The organism is Leisingera sp. MMG026 (assembly GCF_021654205.1).
Lineage (GTDB): Bacteria > Pseudomonadota > Alphaproteobacteria > Rhodobacterales > Rhodobacteraceae > Leisingera.
The window spans coordinates 65,688-86,055 of the sequence record NZ_JAKFZM010000020.1 but is presented as its reverse complement, the minus strand read 5'-3'; the positions used below and the strand labels follow the sequence as shown (position 1 = coordinate 86,055).

Genomic DNA, 20,368 nt, shown 5'->3' with positions numbered 1-20,368 from the left:
GGCCGCCAAGGGCGGGCTGGCGTCAGCCAGGATGTCCTGCGGGCGCGGGAGGGCTCCCGATCAACTGGCCGCCGTTCAACGCCAGAGATGGGCGTAGGTGGCAAACAGCCCCTGCAGCTTGGACAGCAGCCGGTTGCTTAGCCCCGGATGCGGCAGATGGCCTTGGCGCAGGCGCATCACTGCAACCTCCACCGGACAGGGCTGGGCGGTCACCGGGTCGAAGTAGCGCGGGTAGTCGATCAGCGCCGCATGGGCGAGGCCCAGTAGCGTGACACGGGCTTGCCGCCACGGCGGCGCCGGAGCCAGATCGGCCGTCAGGCCCCAGCCTGCATAAAACGGTGTTCCCAGCGTTGTCACCGGCACCCCGCGCAGCAGCGCTTCGAACCCCAGAAGGGAGGTCATCGTCCAGACCTCCTGCACGTCAGCCAGCAGGGCCATGGGGTCCGCGTGGGACGCAACCGCATCCGCCAGCCCCTCTGCTGCAACCCGGCCTTTGCGCAGGCCCGCCTCCACGTCCGGATGCGGCTTGTAGACAATCACCGCGTCCGGGTTGGCCTGCCGCACCGCGCGCAGCAGATCCAGGTTAGTCTTCACGGCTCCCGCTCCGCACTGGATTGAGGCGTCATCCTCCACTTGGCCCGGCACCAGGATACGGCGGCCCTCGGGCAGGGCAGGGGCGGTGCCGCCAAGATTGTATTTCGACACCCCGTGCTGGATCAGAGACCGCACCAGATGCTCGGCCCGCAGTTCCTCGGCCTGGGTCATTTCAACCCTGCGGGCAATCAGCGTGTCCAGATCCGAGGGCTGGCGCGGGTCATAGTAGATCCCCTGGCGGTCAGCCACCAGCGACAGGGGCGGCACCAGTTCCGCCCCCAGCCCGCGGGACCGCAGAAAGCCGTCCTCCACCCGGACCGCACCGTCATGCGCCGCGTTCGCCTTGCCGGCCCAGACCAACCGCTTGCGTCCGCTGGCTTGTGCCTTGGCCGGGTCTTCGGTGAACAGCACCCGCGTCTCGGCGCCAAAGAATTTCTGCAGCGGCTTGCGCTTCCACATCCGCATACCAGTAGCGGCCCAGCCGGGATGGTCGTCCCGCCAGGCCCGTACCCGGGCTTCCAGGTTATCCAGGACTGTCTCCAGCCCGCACAACTCGTCCCGGAAGGGATCGTACCACTTCGGATAAAGGATCATCGCTGCTGCGAACAGCTGTGCCCGCGTCAGCCGCCGCTGTCTGCGGGCGGGCGGGGCATCGTCAATGCTCAGCCCCCAGCCTGCGTAGAACGGCTGGCCGAAGACCCGTGGCTTGTGGCCTGCCAGGATCGCTTCGAACCCCAGTTGCGAAGAGACAGTATAGACGCCCACGGCCCCCTCAAGCAGCGCCCAGGGCGACACGCTGTCCGTGAACAGCTCCACCCGCGCGCTTGCATCTCCGGGCTCATAATACCCGGCCCGGTAGCCGCGCAGCGTCTCTGGATGCGTCTTGATCAGCACCCGCGCGCCGGGGTGCTCCTCCTGGGCAAAGGCGAGCATTTCCAGAAACCGCGCCCGGTCGCCGCGCGATGCAGTGACTGAGGCATCGTCGCGTGCCTGGTCCGCAACCAGCACATAGCCCGGATCCGGCGCCGCCGCCGCAGGATCAAAGGCGTTATATTTGCTGAGATGCGCGTTCTTGAGCCGGGCAATCGCATCACGTGCCCGGCGCATCAGATCGGCATCATCCAGCGGATGGCTGGCCAGCAGCTGTTCCAGTTCTGACGGCTGCGCCGCATCGAAATGCATGCCCGAGTGGTCCAGCAGCAGCCCCATGGGCGGCTCGCCGGCCCGGCCGGGGTGAAGCGAGCGCAGAAAGGCATCCTCGACCCGCAGCAGACCGCAGCCGCGCTGTTCGGCGACTGCAAGGCCCCGGTGCGCTGTGGGCGAGGCGCCCCAGATGCCAACCAGATCTTCGGCCTGCGGCAGTCCCAGCCGGATGTGGTAGCCGCAAAGCTGCAGGATCCGCCGCACCCGGCGCTGGGTCAGAAAACCGCCATTGTAAACAAAAAGCCGGGACGCAGTGCTCCCGGCTTTGTGCTGGCCAGCGCTTTGACGCACGGCGGTTTAACCGCCAACGGCGCTGGAAACGCTTGACAGCGACCCCACTGGTGTCACCAGCAGCGAAATGGTCTTGGTCCACTGGGTATACGGCGCCTCAGTCACATACAGGGTGTCATCGTCGCGGATCACAAAGTCACGGGCGACAAACAATCCGTTCGGCTGGGTCAGGTTCAGCACATAGACCAAACGCTGCGCCCCGATCAGATCATCGCGGCCCAGCACCTGGTTGGCAATCTCGGCCGGCTCATTGCGCAGCACAAAGACGCCGGTCGGATCAGAGGCGGTGGAAATCAGCCCGCCAACCTGGGCAATCGCTTCCAGCGCTGACAGGTCCTGGCTTTCAAATGGCACCCGCGCCTGGGCCGAGGTCGCCCCCAAGGCGGTGAAGGAGCGGGTGTCTTCCTCAACCAGAATACGGTCGCCGCCGCGCAGGGCTACATCCAGCTCTGGATGGTCGAACAGGTCCTGAAACCAGATCTTGCCCTTTTCCTGGCCGCGAATCACGGTGACCTGGGCAATTTCCGGCTGGATCGTCACGCCGCCGGCCTGGGCCAGCATCGACGACAGGGTGCGGGTCGGGCGTTCGATCGGATAGACGCCCTGGCCGCCCACGGCGCCTGTCAGGCTAACGGTGGCACCGTCACCGGCCAGACGGCGCACCTGCACCTGCGGGTCGGGGGTCTGGTCTTCAAGCTTTTTGGTGATGGTCTCGCGCAGCTGGTCCGGTGTGTTGCCGGAGGCGCGCAGGCGGCCCGCGTAGGGCACAAAGATATAGCCTGCGCTGTCGACTTGCACCTCTTCCAGCACGGTGGAATTGGTGGCCTCGGCGGCCAGCAGCCCGTCATCCACGTTTTCCCAGACCGTCAGGCCCAGCACATCGCCGGGACGGATGGTGTCCGAGGTCAGCCGGCCGGCAGATGTAAAGCCTGACGAAAAGCCAAGGGCCGGCACCACGGCGGTGGCACGGGCGACGCGGTCGTTGACGGAGACGATGAAGGCATCGCCTTCCCGCTGCACGGAACCGGCAAAGATCTGGCGCTTGTTGGGGCCGACCTTGGGCAGGCCGCATGCGGCCGCAAGGGTCAATGCTGCGAGCATCGCCACTGGACGCGCCCAGCGAAGGGGAACGGATTTCACTGCTCGGTCTCCTCGACCAATTATTGTTTGCCTCAAGTTTTAGGGGCAACCTAACCTGCCAGCAGGGAAAAATCCAGTCTTTGGGCGCAGCTGAGTCAGGTCACCAGACGCAACTGTTGCCGCGGTGCCGCTGTGCCCAGGCGCAGCGCGTCATAGGGGTCTTCGTCCGACAGCATCATGTCCGCCACTTGGCGCAGCAGCTGGCGCCGCCCCTCGCGGGAGTAGTAGCCGCCGGGCACCTGCGAGGTTTCCAGCAGGAACCGCCGGTAATCCTTGTAAGCGCGGCTGTCCGGACGGCAGGCAGCGGCAAAAAACTCCGCCAGGGGCTGCTCGGACACAAACTCAGGCTTGCCATAGACAGCCCGCCCGAACACCCGCAACGGAATGCCGCGCCACAGCACCTGCTGGCCGGCGGTGGAATTGACCGTCACCGCGGTGCGTGCCTCGTTCAGCAGCTGCGCCAGCTTGCCGCCGCGCACATAATGCACCCGGTCTTCGATGCTGTGCTCGCGCGCCAGCCGGCGCAGCGTGCGGCGCACCTGGGCACGGCCGTCCTCCAGCGGGTGCGCCTTGATCACCAGATGATGGTGGCGCGGGGCGCCTTCGGCAAAGCCGCGGATCACCTCCTCCAGAAACTCGCCCATGCTGGAGAACGGCGAATGCATCTGAAACGAGCTGTCATGCTCCAGCTGCAAGAGCGCCAGATGATAGGGAAACCCGCCATTGCGGATGCGCCGCTCCGCCAGCCGCCGCTCCAGTGCCTGAACGGGCATCAGCAGCAACCGTTTCAAATACAGCCGGAACTCCTTGGTCACCGTCAATGAACGGTGCGGCCGGAAATTGCGGTACTTGCGGTTCCGGAACATCACGAACCAATGGTACAGCGCACCGTAAAACACGTGCTGGCGCATATCGCCCCAGTGTGCGGGGGGCAGCGGTGCTTCCATGTCGGACAGCGCCAGCGCCTCCTGCATGTCTGGAACGTCCATCTCCATCAGCCGCGAATGGCCATTGGCGCCGCCGCGCTCGTAAGTCACCCAATAGGGGCGAAGATAGCCTTCCTCGAAAACATGCACGGTGATACCGCGTTGCTGCGCGGCTTTGATCGCGCTGGCGTGAATAGGGCGGGTGTCGCCATACAGCACGATGTCGGTGATGCCGCGGCTTTCCAGCAGCCCGGCCAACACCTCCGGCCAATTCTCAGGGCTGCCGGTGAAGGGCAAATAACTGTCTTTGCCGCGCCAGAAGGCCTGATCGCCCGCATTGAACCCCACCCGGGCCACATCACAGCCCGCAGCCCGCAGCAATCGTCCAAGGGCGGCGAAAAACGGCCCGTGCGGACCTTGCAGGAACAGAAAGCTGCGGTGTTTCATCAGGTGGCGTGACATCCCGGTGTCAGAAATACGGTGGCAGTCTCAAGGATTGATTAACAATTGACTGGGGCGAAACTATGGCCGCGAAGGGCGGTAAGGCAAGCCGGGGCTTGTGGAGCGCGCGCAGCTTGGCTACCTCTGCGGCAGCATCGGCACATCATCTGCGGGGAGCGGACCCATGTTTACAGGCATTATCACGGACGTTGGCACCATCGCCGAACTGGAGCAGCAAGGCGACCTTCGCGCCCGCATCCGTACCAGCTATGACACTGCCAGCATCGATATCGGCGCCTCCATCGCCTCTGACGGGGTCTGCCTGACAGTGATTGCGCTGGGCGAGGACTGGTACGACGTGCAGATCTCGGCCGAGACTGTCTCCAAGACCAACCTGGACAGCTGGACCACGGGCAAGCGGATCAACCTCGAGCGCGCTTTGAAGGTGGGCGACGAGCTGGGCGGCCATATCGTGTCCGGCCATGTGGACGGCGTCGCTGAAGTTGTGGAGCTGAAAGACGAGGGCGACAGCACCCGCGTTACCCTGCGCGCACCGCAGGACCTGGCCCGCTTCATTGCCTCCAAAGGATCGGTTGCCCTGAACGGCACTTCCTTGACAGTGAATGATGTGGATGGCTGTGATTTCGGCATCAATTTCATTCCGCACACCAAGGAGGTCACCACCTGGGGCGATGTGAAGCTGGGCAGCCGCATCAACCTGGAAATCGACACCCTGGCCCGCTACGTCGCACGTTTGCAGGAAGCCGGCTAAAACGGCGCAGCCTCTTCATCTTTCCAAAAATACTCCGGGGTGAGGCCGCAAGGCCGAGGGGCAGCGCCCCTCATCCCGCCACACTCATAAGCTCCCGCCCCCTTGAGCAGCACTGAAGTGCTCCCCAAGGCGTTGGGCGTGGCGCGCCGCGTGGCGGCGCGCGTCACCACATGTCGCCGACGGTATAGCCCAATGGGAACGGGTCGCTGGGGTCCAGCGTGTAATGGCTCAGCCCGTAGATCCATCCCTGGCCGGACAGGGCGGAGATGATGGCCTTGTACGGTCCGACTTGCGTTTCCGCTGTGATGCGCCCGGTGAACGTGGTGCCCAGTGGCCCGGCATTCACATAACCCTGCCCAATCCCCAGCTTGCCGCGCGCATGCAGCACCGCCATCTTGGCGCAGGTGCCGGTGCCGCAGGGCGACCGGTCCAGGATGCCGCTGGTGTCATGCGGGTGCTCCGGGTCGAACGGGCCTGTTGAAATCGTGATGGCGCCGCGGCCGTGGGTGCCATCTGCCACCGGAGCGCCCCACAGGTTGGTGATCGTAGGGCCGGTGATTTCCGGATTTTCAGGATGCGCTACGGGCAGCTGCTCGGCAGTGGCATGGCGGATCGCTTCCGACACCCGCACGATCTCTGCGCCATTGTCTGCATCAAGGGTAATCCCCAGCCTTCCGGCCGCAGCCAGCACAAAGAACATCCCGCCCCAGGCCACATCCACGGTGACCGTGCCAAGGCCTGCAACCTCCACCGGCGCGTCCAGATGCACCGCAAAGGCCGGCACATTCTCGAATTCCACCCGCGTCACCTTGCCATTCCGGCATTCGGCCCGCACCCGGATCAGCCCGGCGGGCGCCTCCAGCACCAGCTCGGTCACCGGTTCCACCATCGCCACCACGCCGGTTTCCAGCAGGACTGTCACCACGCAGATCGTATTGGACCCTGACATCGGCGGATACTCGGTCTGCTCGAAGATGATAAAACCGGCGTCCGCTTCCGGATGGCAGGGCGGCACAATCGCATTGCCGCAGAGCCCCGGATTGCCGCGCGGCTCACGCAGCATCTGCAGGCGGATATCATCATGATTGGCCGCCATGTCCTGCATCTTTTCAAACACCGAATTGCCGCGCAACAGCGGCATGCCGCCGGTGATCACCCGGCCCGGCTCGCCCTCGGCATGTGCCTCAACCGCCTGGATAATGCGGGATGCGCGCATCTGTCTTTCCCTTCCCGATGAAGCCCTGGACCCGATAATTGGATCCAAAATCATTTGTGCACAGATGCACAAGCCGCGTCCAGACCCCTCTGTGCCGTTTGCGGGACTGGCATTTGCCCCGTCTGTGGGCTATCTGGCAGGGAAAGAACCCGCAGCGCCAGGCGTGCTGCCTTTGCGCATCGAAAGGCTGCTACATGAGCTTTGAAACACCGGGGCCGGTTGAGGCGCAATTGCGCGACGCCATCAGCCCGATTGAAGACATCATTGAGGAGGCCCGCCAGGGCCGCATGTTCATCCTTGTCGATCACGAGGACCGCGAGAATGAAGGCGATCTGGTGATCCCGGCGCAAGCTGCGGATGCGGCGGCGATCAATTTCATGGCCACCCATGGCCGCGGGCTGATCTGCCTGACCCTGCCTGCTGATCGAATCGAAGAGCTGGGCCTGCCGATGATGGCGCTGCACAATTCGTCGCGCCATGAGACTGCTTTCACAGTTTCGATCGAGGCGCGCGAAGGCGTGTCCACCGGTATCTCTGCCGCCGACCGGGCGCTGACCGTGGCCACCGCCATCAACCCCGACAATACTGCTGCCGATATTGCCACCCCCGGTCATGTCTTCCCGCTGCGCGCGCGCCGGGGCGGGGTGCTGGTGCGTGCGGGCCATACCGAGGCCGGCTGCGACGTGGCCCGGCTTGCCGGTCAGTACCCGTCGTCGGTGATCTGCGAGATCATGAAGGAAGACGGCACCATGGCACGGCTGCCCGATCTGGTGGAATACGCCGCGACGCACGGGCTGAAGATCGGCACCATTTCCGATCTAATCACCTACCGCGCCCGCAACGACAATCTGGTGACGGAAACCTCGCGCGAGACCGTGACCTCGGAAATCGGCGGCGACTGGGAAATGCGCCTGTTCACCGACCAGACCCACGGTATCGAGCATGTGGTGATGATCAAGGGCGACATCACCACGCCGGAGCCGGTGCTGGTGCGCACCCATGCGCTGCATGAGGCGACCGATATTCTGGGACTTGGCCCGAAATCGGCCCGCCAGCTGCCCCGCGCGATGGAGATCATTGCCGAAGAGGGCCGCGGTGTGGTGACCCTGTTCCGCCAGCCCCGCAATGCGCTTTATGCCAATGAGGAAGACGGCGCGCGGACAGTGACCATCAAACAGACCGGCATCGGCGCGCAGATCCTGTCAAGCCTGGGTTTGAACGAATTGGTTCTGCTGACCGACTCGCCCTCGACCAAATATGTCGGGCTGGATGCCTATGGGCTGTCCATCACCGGCAGCCGCCCCATTCTGAAGGACGATTGATATGGCTGGACATGAAACCCATTACACCCTGCCGCGTGCGGAATTCGACAAGCCGGTGAAGATGCTGATTGTTGTGGCGCCTTATTACAAGGATATCGCCGACAATCTGGTCACCGGCGCCGCAGCCGAGATCGAAGCCGCAGGCGGAACTTTCGAGATCGTCGAAGTGCCCGGCGCTTTGGAAGTGCCGACAGCGATTGCAATTGCCGACCGGACCTCGAATTTCGACGGCTACGTGGCGCTGGGCTGCGTGATCCGCGGTGAAACCACCCATTATGACACCGTCTGCAACGACAGCAGTCGCGCGATCCAGCTGATGGGCCTGCAGGGGCTGTGCATCGGCAACGGCATCCTGACAGTGGAAAACCGCAAACAGGCCGAAGTGCGGGCTGATACGGCCGATCAGAACAAAGGCGGCGGCGCGGCAGCTGCGGCCTTGCATCTGATCGCACTCACGCGTAAGTGGGGCGCCCAGACCAAAGGCATCGGTTTCAAGGCGCCCACCGGGGCGTACCAGGTCGCCGGTACAGACAACGGATCCACCAGCGTATGAGCACCCAGGACAGCCGCCCCAAGGGCAATGGCAAGAATCAGATGAGATCGGCAGCGCGGCTTTATGCTGTGCAGGCGCTGTTCCAAATGGAACACAGCGGCCTCACCTTTGACAAGGTGATCGTCGAGTTTGAGGACCACCGCTTTGGCGCTGTCTATGAGGGTGACGAGATGGCGGAGGGGGATAACAAGATCTTCCGCAAGCTGATACGCGAAGCCGTGAACCATCAGGCGCAGATCGACCAGATGACCGACCGCGCCCTGGTGGCGAAATGGCCGATTGCCCGGATCGATCCAACCTTGCGCGCGCTGTTCCGCGCGGCCGGGGCCGAGCTGAGCCAGTCCGACACCCCGCCCAAAGTGGTGATAAACGAGTTTGTCGATATCGCACGTGCCTTTTTTCCTGAAGGCAAGGAGGCGAAATTCGTCAACGCCGTGCTGGACCACATGGCGCGTGAAGCCAAACCGGAAGCCTTCTGAGGCGGTAATTCCGGACTGCGATGGAAAAAGGGCGCGCTGCAGAGTGCGCCTTTTTCTTTGGGAAACTGCCAATCGCAAAGGGTGCGGCAAATTCCGCTCATTTTTCCGGAAGCGCTGGACGGCGCTGTAAAGACTGATAACCTCCTATTGCATATCTGGAGGACTCAGATGCCTGAACTGGTGAAGATGTATATCCGCAACGTCGTGATCGGCTTTGGGATTGCTGCCGTATTTGTGGCGATGCTGCTTTGGTTCAATGTGATGAACCTTTGGGGGCTGGTTTCCACATCCGACGCGGGCCTCTTGGCGGTGTTCCTATTATGGTTCATGCATGGCATCGTCTTTGCCGGTGTGCAGTTTGCCTGGGCGGTGATGGCCATGGCTGAGAAGGACGGCGGGCCCCGCCGCGGCACTCCTGTGGTTAATGAACTCCAGCCGGTGCGTGTTCCGGCTGACGAGCTTTCCCAGCGTGAGCGCCAGCTGCGCAGCCGCCGCTGAAACATTGCAAAACGCAATCCGCCCGCGCTTTCCACCCGGAAGGCGCGGTTTTTCCTTGGCGGTAAGGGAAAATGCGGCGGGACCACCAATCAACCGTGCGGCTTTGATTCCCGGGGACCTGTTTGTACAGGTGGGCGCCAGGTAAACGGACCAGGGTCCGAACAGAGCCAGCTCCCGTGGAATTGCTTAAGGCCACTGGAATGCTGCCTGTCACAAGAAGGGCAGAACCCGCCAAGGCCGTAAATAGTCTGCCCGGCGCGCTGTTACAAGGGGAACGCAGTGCTGGCGGGTTGTTTCCGGTTAAAACCGCGGGATTGCAACTTGTTCCCTAATTGTTCACATTTACCCGTATGATGGATGATCTGCAGCCTGGACAGAAACTCGCCCGCGGAGTGTCGCGCTATCTGCGCTCGCTGGGCTATGCACCGCTGGAGGAGTTTGTGCCGGCCCGCGGCCTGCGCGTGGATGTGATGGCGCTGGGTCCCAAGGGGGAGCTGTGGGTGATCGAGTGCAAGTCCAGCCGCGCTGATTTCCAGTCCGACAGCAAGTGGGAGGGCTATTTGGAGTGGTGCGACCGCTATTTCTGGGCGGTGGATCTGGCGTTTCCAACCGAGCTGCTGCCGGACGGCACCGGGCTGATTATTGCAGACCCGTATGATGCCGAAATCATCCGCATGGCGCCGGAGGACAAACTGCCGCCGGCGCGCCGCAGAAAGCTGATCCAGAAATTCGCGATGGATTCCGCCCGCCGCCTGCAGGCCCTGCGTGACCCGCGCCCGGGCCGGGACGGGCAGCTGCTGGGCGGGGCCGGAGATCAAGAGCCTGAGGATTGAGCGCTGGCGGCAACTCCCGCGCCCGCAGGTGCCCCGGCTGCGCCGGAACCCCTTGGCGGCCTTGGGCCCGGCAGCGTGCCTGCGGCACGCTGCCGGCGCTTGTTGCGCCGCTTTGCCCGGCCATCGGGTTCAGCGCGGAAGGGCGGGGGCGGAGTGCCGGAAAGGCTGCGCTACTTGACGCTGCGCGCGGCTTGCGCAGCGGCGCGGATCTCTTCGGCGATCTCCTCGGCTTCTTCCGGGTCAAAGTCCATCGGGATTTCAACGCTGCCGGTATCAATGAAAATCCGCACCATACCCTGATCGGTCGGACCGATTTGCATGTTTGCCTCAATGTCGCGTTCGGTGTTGATACTCATTGCACACTCCAATGCCGGTCAGCGGATTGCAGCTGGTGCTAGCCCGGGGCAGGCTGAAAGGCAAGCCGACTTTGCGCTATGCTGTTCGCATGATGGATGTGACCCTGCGCCGATTCGCTCCTACCGACATGCACTGGCTGGCCGCCCGCCACCAGGATCTTTACGCCCGCGAGGCCGGGTTTGATGAAACTTTCGGACCGCTGGTCGCCGATATTCTGCACAGTTTCTGCGCGGGCCACGATCCGGCCTGCGAACGCGGCTGGATGGCGGAAAGCGGCGGCGAGCGGCTGGGCTCGGTATTTTGCATGAAAAAGGAAGCCGCCACAGCGCAGTTGCGTCTGTTCCTGCTGACGCCTGCGGCGCGCGGCAAGGGGCTGGGCAAGCGGCTGCTGCGGGAATGCATGGAGTTTGCCCGTGCAGCCGGGTACCGGGGCATGATGCTGAAAACCCATGAAAGCCACCAGACCGCTTGCGCGCTTTACCGGGCTTTTGGCTGGCAGTTGACGGACAGCCATCCGGTGCACAGCTATGGCCAGGACCTGGTAGAGCAGACCTGGCGGTTGTCTTTCCCGGAACCAGAGGGCGGACCGCTCTGAGTGAAGCGGGAAATTGCGCATGATTGCAAGCGGTTGTGGATAACTTTCAGCCGGCGTTATGGCCGGATCCGGGCCATTGAACCGGGCAATCGGAAGTGGCGGATTTCTGCAGCGGAAAGGCAAAAAAACTTCTTGCGCGCCTCCGGGACGTGCTATAAATGACCCCACAGTGCCGCCTTAGCTCAGTTGGTTAGAGCGCCTGATTGTGGATCAGGAGGTCCCCCGTTCGAGCCGGGGAGGTGGTACCACTCAATCAAACACCTTGGGCAATCCCAGCTGCGGCAGCAGTCCGGCGTTTCTGCCGGGCACGGTTTTTGCAGTCTCAATTCTATTGCGGGTTCCCGCCGCTAGCCCAGGTTTTCCTGGCCGCTGAACGGCCGGCCTGTTCATGCCTCCCGCCGGGCGCCAGCAGCCGGGACCGCGGTTGTGGTGCTTTATTCAGGGATTTAGCCCTTAGGCCGCGCAATTCCGCGCGGTCCTTAGATCTTCTGCAAGCGGGGCAGGCAAAAGCAGTGGCGCTGTGCCGGCCGCTGCATGCCATACTGCTGGAGGACGCAATGGATGTGCTCCAGCAGAACGGGCAAAAGGGACCTGGCCTCAATCGGTTGTGCTTGTGGTTGTGGTCGTTGTTGTGGTCGATGTGCCATTATCGTCATCGGCGATCAGAACCAGGAACAGCACCCCTGCAACCGCTCCGGCGGCGGCTCCGGCGGACAGTCCGGTTTCGGGCAGGCCGCTTGCGGCGGCCTGGGCCACGGCCTCGGCGCCCTGTGCTTGGCAAGTCACCTGCAGCGTGCCGTTTGCCAGATAGGTGGCGGAGACCGGAACACCGGCACCGCAGGCCACGCGCCGCTTGGCTTCGTTCAATGCGGCGTCCGCGCTCTGGGCAAATACGGGCTGTGCGGCAAGAGACAGGGGGACAATCAATGCCGCTGCCCGCAAGATACTGGTGTACATGATAAAACAACCTTATGCTTTGGAACATCTTAAGGTTAATGAAGGCCCGGGCGCCAGGCAACACGGCGGCGCTGCAGCGGCGATGTTCCGGCGAGATGCCGCGCAGCTGCCGCACCGCTATGCGTGGTTCTTCGGGGATATGCGAGGGTAACGATATGTTTAAGACAGCCGCCAAGAGCTTGACCGCAGGGGTTTCCTGTCTGGGTCTGGCCGCAGCACCTGCACTGGCACAGGGCGCCGGACCCCTGACTTATACAGTCGTGGTTCCGGCCGGAGAATTCGGTTCGGCTGCCTTTCTGACCGAGCTGCTGGGCACCCTGTCCGCAGCCAAGGCCTTCTGCCGCGCCACCGGTGATTCGGCGCTTCAGGTCGATTGCCTCTCGGAACGGCTGGAAGCAGCTGCAGATGGCATTCCTGCGGGCACCGATTACGACGAGGTGCGCGATGTGCTGCAGGACACCTCGGCCCGGCTCAAGCGGCTGGCCCGCCAGAACAGCGACCCGGGCCGGAGCCGGGTCAGCGTCACCAGTTCCGCAAACCCGGCTGAACGCACCACCCGGCCGCTGACGCCTGTCAGACCGTCCGCGCAGGCTGCAGTGAACCGGGAAGCCGTCCGCATATTTGAAGACGCAGGCACAGTTTTGCTGCGCAGCGCGGAATCCGCGCAGGAACGGCAAGCGCAGTATGCCCAGATCGCCGCGGCGATTGATTCCAACAAGGTTCTGCTCAGGTCCTGACCCGCGGGGCTAGTCCTTGATCCGCACTTCCTGGCGCAGCGCGCCGGACTCGCGGTCGAAAATCAGGATGCGGTTGTCCTGGCTGACCACAGCTATCCAGCCGCGTCCCAGTGTGACCGCCTCGGCCTTTACCCCGTCGGGCAGGGCGATTTCTGCGGGCAGCGGCGTATCACCTGCCTGCAAGCGGATGACAAGCAGCGAGATTATCACTACAAGCCCGCCAATCATCACCACGGTCAGCGTGGTCACCAGCCGCCGCAGGAACCGGATCTGCGGCGGCTCCGTTTGGATTTCGGTCTCGGAAGGATCAGTCATGGGCAGCCGCCGGATTGAATTTGTCATCGCGGAAAACCCGCCTAAGCGGCTTGATAAAGCGGTTTCGCGCGATGTGCCAGAGGAGGCGTCTTTGTCGCGCACCCGTCTGGCCCGGCTGATCGAAGAGGGCGCGCTTACGGTGGACGGCGCCGTGGTGCAGGACGCCAAGGCCAAGGTCGAGGCCGGCGCGCAGATCGCGATCACCGTGGAGGAAGCAGAGGACAGTCATATCGGCCCCGAGGACATCCCGCTGGAGATTGTCTTTGAAGACGATGACCTGATTGTCATCAATAAACCCTCCGGCATGGTGGTGCATCCGGCGCCGGGCTCGCCCTCCGGCACTTTGGTCAATGCGCTGCTGCATCATTTCGGCGGCAACCTTTCGGGAGTAGGCGGCGTCAAGCGCCCTGGCATCGTGCACCGGATCGACAAGGAGACCAGCGGCCTGCTGGTGGTGGCCAAATCCGACGCCGCCCACCAGGGGCTGGCGGTGCAATTCGAAAAACACACGGTAGAGCGCTATTATCAGGCGGTCTGCTACGGCGTGCCGGACGGCAACGACCCGCGGCTGCGCGGCGTCAAGGGGGCTAGCTTCGAGCCGGGCAATATCCTCAAGCTCACCACCCAGCTGGCCCGCCATAAGACCGACCGCCAGCGCCAGGCGGTGCTGTTCCAGGGCGGCCGCCATGCGGTGACCCGGGCCCGCATCTGCGAAGGGTTCGGCAACCCGGCCTGCGCGGCGCTGGTTGAATGCTGGCTGGAAACCGGCCGTACCCACCAGATCCGGGTGCATATGGCCCACGCCGGTCACGGGCTGGTGGGGGATCCCACCTATGGCGGCCGCCGCAAACTGGCGGCCAAGGCCTTGAGCGAAGCCGCGCATGCGGCCGTCCAGCACTTTCCGCGCCAGGCGCTTCACGCCGCTGTTTTGGGATTCAACCACCCGGTGACGGGCGCGCCGCTCAGGTTTGAGGCGCCGCTGCCGCAGGATATGGCGGAATTGCTGGCGGCGTTGCGCCAGTAAATTGCCGGCAAATAAGCGTGTTCACGCTTGTGATGCAATTCACAGACGCATTCCGCCGGGGTAACATACAACAATTCCTTAAGCGGTCCTTGAAAAGGATTTGGCGCTAACACATATGCGCTAATGTTAAGTCCTTATACATTTTGGGAGGGACACTTTATATGGCGAATTATGCAAACCTGCCTGCCCCGACGCCCGAAGGCGGTCTGAACCGGTATCTCCAGGAAATCCGCAAGTTTCCACTGCTGGAGCCGGAAGAGGAATACATGCTGGCCAAGCGCTGGGTCGAAGAACAGGATGCGGCCTCGGCGCACAGGATGGTGACGTCCCATCTGCGGCTCGCGGCCAAGATCGCCATGGGGTACCGCGGCTATGGCCTGCCGCAGGCCGAAGTGATCTCCGAGGCGAACGTCGGCCTGATGCAGGCGGTTAAGAAATTCGATCCGGAAAAAGGTTTCCGGCTGGCGACTTATGCGATGTGGTGGATCCGCGCGTCGATCCAGGAATATGTCCTGCGGTCCTGGTCGATGGTCAAACTGGGCACAACGTCGGCGCAGAAAAAACTGTTCTTCAATCTGCGCAAGGCCAAGGCCCGCATCGGCGCGCTGGAAGATGGCGATCTGCGCCCCGAGAACGTCAAACGGATTGCCACGGACCTTGGCGTGACCGAGGACGAGGTGATCTCGATGAACCGCCGCATGTCGGGCGGTGATGCGTCGCTGAATGCCACCGTCGGCTCCGAGGGCGAGGGCACGATGCAATGGCAGGACTGGCTGGAAGACGAAGATGCCGACCAGGCCGGCGATTACGAGGCCCGCGACGAATTGGAAGCCCGCCGGGAGTTGCTGGCTGCGGCACTGGACGTGCTGAACGACCGCGAAAAGGACATCCTGACCCAGCGCCGCCTGATGGACCAGGTGGTGACCCTGGAGGAGCTGAGCGCGCAATACAATGTCAGCCGCGAGCGGATCCGCCAGATCGAGGTGCGGGCGTTTGAAAAGCTGCAGAAGAAGATGCGCGAATTGGCGATGGAGAAGGGAATGCTGACCGGCGCCTGATCCCCGCGCCCGGCAGCAGACTGTAAAGGCGGTGCTTGGCGCCGCCTTTTTTTGTCAGCTGACAATGATGCTGGCTTTACGGCAGCAGTCCTGCCGGACTGTTTCGCGCGCGAAACACCGGGTCAAAAAAATGACCTGAAAAGCTGGCGGAAGCTGGCTGTAAAACCTGTCTGGCATGGGCCTGGCAAAATGCTGGGTACGCGGCTGAATGGGAGGCTGGCAAAAATGCTGGCTGGCAGACATGCGCGTGGCTGGCTGAAATCACTCTGGTTGCTGGCGTTGCTTGCGGTCTGGCTGTCCCGGGGGATGGCTGGAGTGCTGGCTGCTTGCGGCCTGGTGATTCTGGCTTGCGTGCAATTTCTGTATTCTGTTTAGCCGTGCCTACGCCGCAGGTCAACAGAAAATGTAATGAAATCAAATAGTTGATAGATTTGCTCGGGAATTGCTTTCAGGCAGCCCTAGGCAGAGCGCCTGTGCGGCCTTACATTCACCCCCTCTGGCACAGGAGGACGGTCCATGGCAGGCGGCTGGGCGCAGGACGGCGCGGTGAATGAACAGATAGAAGCGTCGATCAATGATGAATTGGCGCGGCTGAAGGCGGTGCGGCGCCCGGTGGGCGAAAGCCTGACCCATTGCGCGGAATGCGAGGAACCGATCCCTGAGAAACGCCGTGTGGCCATTCCTGGCGTGAAGCTGTGTATCGACTGCCAGCAGGAGCGCGACGGTGCCCACCAGGCACGCGGGGGCTTCAACCGGCGCGGCTCCAAGGACAGCCAGTTGAAGTAGGGCACGCTGCCAGTTACAGATATTCCGGCCCAGTGCGTTTGGGAAGCCCGTCATCACTGTTCAGCCAGCAGAGTTTCTCCTCATGCGCGACATGCAAGGTAGGGGCAAATGCTTCCGGATCTTCCAGCGCCGCCACATAAAAATGCATGGTGCCAGACATTGTTTGCGAACGGAATGACATGGGGGAGCCGCAGTTTCCACAGAATGTGCGCTCGACGTCGACCGAGGAACAGAACAATTTTGGCTGCTCCCCGGTCCAGCGCCATTGACCGTCTTCAACCCCGAAGTAGGTAGTCATCGGCGCCGAACACTGGCGGCGGCAGCTTTCACAATGGCAGTTCACGGTGGAAAGGACCGGCAGGTCGACGTCGAATGTGACCGATCCGCAAAGGCAGCGTCCGCGCATGGCTTTCTCCTTGGGCAGATGAGCCAAGTGTCACCCTGTCCACAAGCAACATCTGGACCAATTGCGAAGCGGGGAAGGCACGCCGCGGCATTTTCGCAAGCAGATAACTTATTTTGCCGTGCCGAACCCCATCCGCAGAATGTGCTGCGGGCCGGCGATGCCGTGGGGATGGATGCCGCCGGTGTCTGCAAAACCGCCCTTGCAGTAACAGCGGATAGCGCCGAAATTCTGCATATTGACGGTCAGCACCACCGCGCGCCGCGCCGGATACTGTGCAGCCAGATAGGGTGTCAGCGCGGCAACGGCAGCCGTGGCGTAGCCTTTGCCTTGCTCTTCGCGGTCGATCATGAAGGCGCGCAGACCCAGCTCATCAGGCGCGGCAAAGCTGTAAGTTTCATGATACAGCCGGTCGATCTTGAAGAAGCCCACCGCGCGGCTGCCGTCAAGGATGGCGTGAAAATCCACGCCGTCCTCATTCTCTTCAAACGCCTGCGCAACGGTGCCGGAATAGCGGATCTGATCCGGCTCCACCTGAATATGGGAGACCAGATCAAATTCATTTCGCGGCACCGGTCGCAGGCTGATGGGCATCACCCCTCCATGGCTTCCAGTTCATCAATGAAGCCGGAGATCATCGACAGGCCCTTGTCCCAGAATTCGGGGTCAGTGGCATCAAGGCCGAAGGGTGCCAGCAGTTCCTTATGGTGTTTGGAGCCGCCTGCCTTGAGCATCTCGAAATACTTGTCCTCGAACCCTTCGGCGCCAGAGGCGTAGACCGAGTACAGCGCGTTCACCAGCCCGTCGCCAAAGGCATAAGCGTAGACGTAGAAGGGGGAATGCACGAAATGCGGGATATAGGCCCAGAAGGTCTCGTAACCTTCCATGTACTCGAACGCTTCGCCCAGGCTTTCGGCCTGCACCGACATCCAGATGGCGTTGATGTCATCCGGCGTCAGCTCGCCCTCGGCGCGGGCGGCGTGCAGTTTGCATTCAAAGTCATAGAACGCGATTTGGCGCACAACCGTGTTGATCATGTCCTCGACCTTGCCCGCCAGCAGCACCTTGCGCTGTTCCTGGGTCTCGGCCCCGTCCAGCATCTTGCGGAAGGTCAGCATTTCGCCGAACACAGACGCGGTTTCCGCCAGCGTCAGCGGGGTGGAGGACAGCATCTCGCCCTGTTCTGCCGCCAGCACCTGATGCACGCCGTGGCCCAGCTCATGCGCCAGGGTCATTACGTCGCGCGGTTTGCCCAGGTAGTTGAGCATCACGTATGGGTGCACATTGGTGACGGTGGGGTGGGCAAAGGCGCCCGGTGCCTTGCCGGGTTTGACACCTGCGTCGATCCAGCCGTCCGAGAAGAACGGCGCGGCGATTTCACCCATACGGGGATCAAAGGCGTTATAGGCGTCCATCACGGTCTTTTCCGCCTGCTCCCAGCTGATGGTGCGGGGGTCTTCCAGCGGCAGCGGCGCGTTGCGGTCCCAGACCTGCATCACGTCGAGACCCAGCCATTTGCGCTTCAGTTCATAATAGCGGTGGGAAAGCTTGGGGTAGGCGGCAACCACGGCTTCGCGCAGGGCCTCGACCACCTCGGGCTCCACGTCGTTGGACAGGTGGCGGCCGGTCTGGGCGCTGGGCATGCCGCGCCAACGGTCAATGATTTCCTTTTCCTTGGCCTGGGTGTTGTGGACGCGGGCAAAGGTTTTGACGTTTTCGGCAAAGACTGCGGCCAGCTCTCGCGCCGCCGCTTCGCGTTTGGCGCGGTCCGGGTCGGTCAGCAGGTTCAGGGTGCCCTCAATGGTCAGCTCTTCACCATCGACGGTGAACTGCAAACCGGCGATGGTTTCATCAAACAGTTTCTCCCAGGCATCGCCGACAATGCCGAGGTCATGCATGAACCGTTCCAATTCATCCGACAGCTGATAGGGCTTCATCGCGCGGATACGGCGGAACACACTGGCATAGCGGGCAAGGTCTGCATTGGCGGCCAGATGCGCCTGCATCGCGCCGTCGTCAATGCGGTTCAGCTCCAGTGTGAAGAATACCAGCGGCGTGGTGGCCACCGTCACCTTTTCCTGGCAGTCCGACAAAAAGGCGGCGCGGTCGGCATCGGTGGTCAGCTGGTAATAGCGCAGGCCCGCAAAAGACATGATGCGGCCGGCGATATTGTTGATCTTCTCGTTGCGCTCAACACAGTCCAGCAGACCGGCGGCGTCCAGACCGGCCAGCTTGCCCTCGTAATCGGCAGCAAAAGCGGCGCATTCCTGCTCCAGCCAGTCCAGATCGCGGGCCAGTTCGGGGGCGTCCTCAGACGCGTAAAGATCGCTGAGGTCCCATTCCGGCAAGTTGCCAAGACCGCCGGAACCGGCTGAGGCGTTTGCGTCGCGAACGGGGAAGGGAAGCTGGAACATGGGGGCTCCTGTCATGAGAAATTCGTTGACCCAACATCTAAGCGGCGGCTTGCGGGATCACAAGCAGGCGGGCGTTGATCATCTGCAGATCACCGGGAGTTTAACGAAAGCTGGTAAGGGGCAGGTAAAGGCACGGCGCTTAGTCGGCGCAACGCCGGGCGATCAGCCGCGGTACTGTTCAAACAGGCGGCACATGCTGGAAAACACATGTGCGCGGATTTCCGGGGTTTCCATCAGCACCTCGTGCCGGGCACCCTTGATCAGGTCCAGCTCGCCGCCCGGCCAGCGCGCCATCCGGTCGTGGATGGCCTCGGTGTTGACGATCTGCTCGTCCGAGCCAACAAAGGTGATGCAGGGCAGGGCGGGCGAGGGCTGCCCGGCCAGCCAGGCGCAGTCCTGCAGGCTGACGCGCAGCCATTGGACGGTAGGGCCGCCAAGCGCCAGATCGGGCTGTGCCGCCAGCTGGGCATGCATCATCCGGTACATGTCCGGATCGGTGGTCAGCGTGTTGCCGTCAAAGGGCGTGATCTGCACATATTGCTCCAGCGCCGTGGTCGGCAGCAGCAATTTGTCCAGACGCAAAAACGGCGCAACGCCGCTTAGAAAACTGGCCAAGGGGCGCAGCAGCGGCGGGATCTGGATGCCCCACATCGGGCCGGTGAAACAGCAGGCGTTGACCTTCAGCCCCTGCATCAGCGCGCGCAACCCGATGGCGCCGCCCATGGAGTGGCCGACCAGAAACCAGGGTTCCGGCAGATCCAGCTGTTCGGCCAGCCCGGTCAGCGCCTGCACGTCCTTCTGGAAGTCGCTGAAGTCTTCGACATGGCCCAGGCGGCGTTCTGCCAGGGTCCGGTCCGCCAGCCCCTGGCCGCGCCAGTCCACGGTGAGGGTCGCAAAACCGCGATCGGCAAATTCCGCCGCGGCCAGCCCGTATTTTTCGATATATTCCGTGCGACCGGGAAACAGCAGGACGGTGCCCTTTGCCGCTCCTTCCGGTCGCCAGTGGCCTGCGCGGATACGCAGGCCGTCCGAGGTGTGCACCCAATGGGCCTGACCGCCCGCAGGCCCCTGCGCGATATCCGCAAACAGGGGGGCAGGCTGCAGCTCCACCGGGGCGCCGTCCATCAGGACAGGGCCGAGGCCAGCTTCATCGCGGTGCCCATGTCACCATCGATGGTCAGCTTGCCGGACATGAAGGCGGCGGTGGGGTTCAAATCGCCCTCAAGGATCGACTGGAACGTGTCGGCGTCGGCCTTCATGGTAACATCGGTGTCTTCGTCGCCGACGCGGGCGCCTGCGCCGTCAAGCACGATGGAGCCCAGCCCCTCGATCTCGAATTTCGCGGAGGCGTCGAATTCGCCTGCGTCCAGTTTGCTGTTCAGGGTCTCTGCCGCCTGTGCCAGGGTATCGCTCATGTCAGTCCTCAATCTGTTTTGCGCGCTTCATAGCACAAA

Annotated in this window: 23 protein-coding genes and 1 tRNA gene; 12 read left to right on the top strand and 12 right to left on the bottom strand. The window is 62.9% G+C overall.

What is annotated here, in order from left to right:
• Positions 1-75 precede the first annotated feature (75 nt).
• The 3 genes from L1069_RS12975 to L1069_RS12965 all read right to left on the bottom strand — a co-directional run bounded on the left by L1069_RS12975 (position 76) and on the right by L1069_RS12965 (position 4,616).
• A complete protein-coding gene (locus L1069_RS12975; RefSeq protein ID WP_237455938.1) occupies positions 76-2,088 on the bottom strand; it encodes a capsular polysaccharide biosynthesis protein in 2,013 nt (670 codons plus the stop codon).
• Between the two features lie 6 nt (positions 2,089-2,094).
• Positions 2,095-3,228 (bottom strand): polysaccharide biosynthesis/export family protein, encoded by a 1,134-nt coding sequence (locus tag L1069_RS12970; protein ID WP_237455937.1) that lies wholly within the window; start codon positions 3,226-3,228, stop codon positions 2,095-2,097.
• A 95-nt stretch (positions 3,229-3,323) separates the two neighbouring features.
• Positions 3,324-4,616 (bottom strand): capsular biosynthesis protein, encoded by a 1,293-nt coding sequence (locus L1069_RS12965; RefSeq protein WP_237455936.1) that lies wholly within the window; start codon positions 4,614-4,616, stop codon positions 3,324-3,326.
• Between the two features lie 163 nt (positions 4,617-4,779).
• Here L1069_RS12965 and L1069_RS12960 point away from each other — a divergent pair, with 163 nt between their 5' ends.
• Positions 4,780-5,367, top strand: a complete 588-nt coding sequence (locus tag L1069_RS12960) for a riboflavin synthase (RefSeq protein WP_129371566.1) — start codon at positions 4,780-4,782, stop codon at positions 5,365-5,367.
• A 163-nt stretch (positions 5,368-5,530) separates the two neighbouring features.
• On the opposite strand, the gene L1069_RS12955 is transcribed toward L1069_RS12960, so the two are convergent.
• Positions 5,531-6,583 (bottom strand): proline racemase family protein, encoded by a 1,053-nt coding sequence (locus L1069_RS12955; RefSeq protein ID WP_237455935.1) that lies wholly within the window; start codon positions 6,581-6,583, stop codon positions 5,531-5,533.
• Between the two features lie 194 nt (positions 6,584-6,777).
• On the opposite strand from L1069_RS12955, the gene ribB reads away from it, so the two are divergent.
• The 5 genes from ribB to L1069_RS12930 all read left to right on the top strand — a co-directional run bounded on the left by ribB (position 6,778) and on the right by L1069_RS12930 (position 10,268).
• A complete protein-coding gene (gene ribB / locus L1069_RS12950; RefSeq protein ID WP_237455934.1) occupies positions 6,778-7,905 on the top strand; it encodes a 3,4-dihydroxy-2-butanone-4-phosphate synthase in 1,128 nt (375 codons plus the stop codon).
• 1 nt (position 7,906) lies between these two features.
• A complete protein-coding gene (locus tag L1069_RS12945; RefSeq protein WP_129371563.1) occupies positions 7,907-8,458 on the top strand; it encodes a 6,7-dimethyl-8-ribityllumazine synthase in 552 nt (183 codons plus the stop codon).
• Complete coding sequence (gene nusB / locus L1069_RS12940; protein WP_129371562.1) at positions 8,455-8,937, top strand: transcription antitermination factor NusB; 483 nt, start codon at positions 8,455-8,457, stop codon at positions 8,935-8,937. Before L1069_RS12945 ends, nusB begins: the two co-directional genes overlap by 4 nt.
• 168 nt (positions 8,938-9,105) lie before the next feature.
• The gene (locus tag L1069_RS12935; protein ID WP_134829383.1) at positions 9,106-9,435 is read left to right on the top strand and encodes a hypothetical protein; all 330 of its coding nucleotides are present in this window, start codon (positions 9,106-9,108) and stop codon (positions 9,433-9,435) included.
• Between the two features lie 350 nt (positions 9,436-9,785).
• A complete protein-coding gene (locus L1069_RS12930; protein ID WP_237455941.1) occupies positions 9,786-10,268 on the top strand; it encodes an MmcB family DNA repair protein in 483 nt (160 codons plus the stop codon).
• Positions 10,269-10,438: 170 nt separating this feature from the next.
• Here the strand turns inward: L1069_RS12930 and L1069_RS12925 are convergent, their stop codons facing one another.
• Positions 10,439-10,624, bottom strand: coding sequence for a DUF6324 family protein (locus L1069_RS12925; RefSeq protein ID WP_044008416.1), 186 nt, complete (start codon positions 10,622-10,624; stop codon positions 10,439-10,441).
• Positions 10,625-10,713: 89 nt separating this feature from the next.
• Here L1069_RS12925 and L1069_RS12920 point away from each other — a divergent pair, with 89 nt between their 5' ends.
• Positions 10,714-11,220, top strand: a complete 507-nt coding sequence (locus tag L1069_RS12920; protein ID WP_237455940.1) for a GNAT family N-acetyltransferase — start codon at positions 10,714-10,716, stop codon at positions 11,218-11,220.
• Positions 11,221-11,391: 171 nt separating this feature from the next.
• Positions 11,392-11,468, top strand: a tRNA-His gene (locus tag L1069_RS12915).
• A 349-nt stretch (positions 11,469-11,817) separates the two neighbouring features.
• Here L1069_RS12915 and L1069_RS12910 read toward each other — a convergent pair.
• On the bottom strand, positions 11,818-12,177 hold the full coding sequence (locus L1069_RS12910) for a hypothetical protein (protein WP_237455933.1): 360 nt from the start codon (positions 12,175-12,177) through the stop codon (positions 11,818-11,820).
• Positions 12,178-12,332: 155 nt separating this feature from the next.
• Between L1069_RS12910 and L1069_RS12905 the strand changes: the two genes are divergently transcribed.
• The gene (locus L1069_RS12905) at positions 12,333-12,914 is read left to right on the top strand and encodes a hypothetical protein (protein WP_129371557.1); all 582 of its coding nucleotides are present in this window, start codon (positions 12,333-12,335) and stop codon (positions 12,912-12,914) included.
• A 9-nt stretch (positions 12,915-12,923) separates the two neighbouring features.
• Here the strand turns inward: L1069_RS12905 and L1069_RS12900 are convergent, their stop codons facing one another.
• Positions 12,924-13,229, bottom strand: a complete 306-nt coding sequence (locus L1069_RS12900; RefSeq protein ID WP_129371556.1) for a DUF6476 family protein — start codon at positions 13,227-13,229, stop codon at positions 12,924-12,926.
• Between L1069_RS12900 and L1069_RS12895 the strand changes: the two genes are divergently transcribed.
• The 3 genes from L1069_RS12895 (at position 13,228) to L1069_RS12885 (ending at position 16,097) form a co-directional block, all read left to right on the top strand.
• The gene (locus tag L1069_RS12895; protein ID WP_134829387.1) at positions 13,228-14,253 is read left to right on the top strand and encodes an RluA family pseudouridine synthase; all 1,026 of its coding nucleotides are present in this window, start codon (positions 13,228-13,230) and stop codon (positions 14,251-14,253) included. The two genes, L1069_RS12900 and L1069_RS12895, sit on opposite strands and share 2 nt — an antisense overlap.
• A gap of 161 nt (positions 14,254-14,414) precedes the next feature.
• Positions 14,415-15,311, top strand: a complete 897-nt coding sequence (gene rpoH, locus L1069_RS12890) for an RNA polymerase sigma factor RpoH (protein ID WP_129371554.1) — start codon at positions 14,415-14,417, stop codon at positions 15,309-15,311.
• 516 nt (positions 15,312-15,827) lie between these two features.
• Positions 15,828-16,097, top strand: coding sequence for a DksA/TraR family C4-type zinc finger protein (locus L1069_RS12885; RefSeq protein ID WP_129371553.1), 270 nt, complete (start codon positions 15,828-15,830; stop codon positions 16,095-16,097).
• Between the two features lie 13 nt (positions 16,098-16,110).
• On the opposite strand, the gene L1069_RS12880 is transcribed toward L1069_RS12885, so the two are convergent.
• The 5 genes from L1069_RS12880 to L1069_RS12860 all read right to left on the bottom strand — a co-directional run bounded on the left by L1069_RS12880 (position 16,111) and on the right by L1069_RS12860 (position 20,329).
• Entirely contained in the window at positions 16,111-16,503 is a 393-nt protein-coding gene (locus L1069_RS12880) for a GFA family protein (RefSeq protein ID WP_237455932.1), read from the bottom strand.
• Between the two features lie 108 nt (positions 16,504-16,611).
• Positions 16,612-17,094 (bottom strand): GNAT family N-acetyltransferase, encoded by a 483-nt coding sequence (locus L1069_RS12875; protein ID WP_237455931.1) that lies wholly within the window; start codon positions 17,092-17,094, stop codon positions 16,612-16,614.
• The gene (locus tag L1069_RS12870) at positions 17,094-18,914 is read right to left on the bottom strand and encodes a M3 family oligoendopeptidase (protein ID WP_237455930.1); all 1,821 of its coding nucleotides are present in this window, start codon (positions 18,912-18,914) and stop codon (positions 17,094-17,096) included. The genes L1069_RS12875 and L1069_RS12870 overlap by 1 nt, the downstream gene beginning before the upstream one ends.
• A gap of 162 nt (positions 18,915-19,076) precedes the next feature.
• On the bottom strand, positions 19,077-20,039 hold the full coding sequence (locus tag L1069_RS12865; RefSeq protein WP_129371549.1) for an alpha/beta hydrolase: 963 nt from the start codon (positions 20,037-20,039) through the stop codon (positions 19,077-19,079).
• Positions 20,039-20,329: an SCP2 sterol-binding domain-containing protein gene (locus tag L1069_RS12860; protein WP_129371548.1), complete on the bottom strand. Its 291-nt coding sequence runs from the start codon at positions 20,327-20,329 to the stop codon at positions 20,039-20,041. The genes L1069_RS12865 and L1069_RS12860 overlap by 1 nt, the downstream gene beginning before the upstream one ends.
• Positions 20,330-20,368 lie beyond the last annotated feature (39 nt).

Excerpts from the sequence above, each read along its gene's own strand:
- L1069_RS12895 (WP_134829387.1), top strand. The coding sequence starts at position 13,228 with ATGGGCAGCCGCCGGATTGAATTTGTCATCGCGGAAAACCCGCCTAAG.
- rpoH (WP_129371554.1), top strand. The coding sequence starts at position 14,415 with ATGGCGAATTATGCAAACCTGCCTGCCCCGACGCCCGAAGGCGGTCTG.
- L1069_RS12920 (WP_237455940.1), top strand. The coding sequence starts at position 10,714 with ATGATGGATGTGACCCTGCGCCGATTCGCTCCTACCGACATGCACTGG.
- L1069_RS12935 (WP_134829383.1), top strand. The coding sequence starts at position 9,106 with ATGCCTGAACTGGTGAAGATGTATATCCGCAACGTCGTGATCGGCTTT.
- L1069_RS12870 (WP_237455930.1), bottom strand. The coding sequence starts at position 18,914 with ATGTTCCAGCTTCCCTTCCCCGTTCGCGACGCAAACGCCTCAGCCGGT.
- L1069_RS12955 (WP_237455935.1), bottom strand. The coding sequence starts at position 6,583 with ATGCGCGCATCCCGCATTATCCAGGCGGTTGAGGCACATGCCGAGGGC.
- L1069_RS12960 (WP_129371566.1), top strand. The coding sequence starts at position 4,780 with ATGTTTACAGGCATTATCACGGACGTTGGCACCATCGCCGAACTGGAG.
- ribB (WP_237455934.1), top strand. The coding sequence starts at position 6,778 with ATGAGCTTTGAAACACCGGGGCCGGTTGAGGCGCAATTGCGCGACGCC.
- L1069_RS12900 (WP_129371556.1), bottom strand. The coding sequence starts at position 13,229 with ATGACTGATCCTTCCGAGACCGAAATCCAAACGGAGCCGCCGCAGATC.
- L1069_RS12880 (WP_237455932.1), bottom strand. The coding sequence starts at position 16,503 with ATGCGCGGACGCTGCCTTTGCGGATCGGTCACATTCGACGTCGACCTG.
- L1069_RS12910 (WP_237455933.1), bottom strand. The coding sequence starts at position 12,177 with ATGTACACCAGTATCTTGCGGGCAGCGGCATTGATTGTCCCCCTGTCT.
- L1069_RS12905 (WP_129371557.1), top strand. The coding sequence starts at position 12,333 with ATGTTTAAGACAGCCGCCAAGAGCTTGACCGCAGGGGTTTCCTGTCTG.
- L1069_RS12965 (WP_237455936.1), bottom strand. The coding sequence starts at position 4,616 with ATGTCACGCCACCTGATGAAACACCGCAGCTTTCTGTTCCTGCAAGGT.
- nusB (WP_129371562.1), top strand. The coding sequence starts at position 8,455 with ATGAGCACCCAGGACAGCCGCCCCAAGGGCAATGGCAAGAATCAGATG.
- L1069_RS12865 (WP_129371549.1), bottom strand. The coding sequence starts at position 20,039 with ATGGACGGCGCCCCGGTGGAGCTGCAGCCTGCCCCCCTGTTTGCGGAT.
- L1069_RS12875 (WP_237455931.1), bottom strand. The coding sequence starts at position 17,094 with ATGCCCATCAGCCTGCGACCGGTGCCGCGAAATGAATTTGATCTGGTC.
- L1069_RS12860 (WP_129371548.1), bottom strand. The coding sequence starts at position 20,329 with ATGAGCGATACCCTGGCACAGGCGGCAGAGACCCTGAACAGCAAACTG.
- L1069_RS12930 (WP_237455941.1), top strand. The coding sequence starts at position 9,786 with ATGATGGATGATCTGCAGCCTGGACAGAAACTCGCCCGCGGAGTGTCG.
- L1069_RS12925 (WP_044008416.1), bottom strand. The coding sequence starts at position 10,624 with ATGAGTATCAACACCGAACGCGACATTGAGGCAAACATGCAAATCGGT.
- L1069_RS12945 (WP_129371563.1), top strand. The coding sequence starts at position 7,907 with ATGGCTGGACATGAAACCCATTACACCCTGCCGCGTGCGGAATTCGAC.
- L1069_RS12885 (WP_129371553.1), top strand. The coding sequence starts at position 15,828 with ATGGCAGGCGGCTGGGCGCAGGACGGCGCGGTGAATGAACAGATAGAA.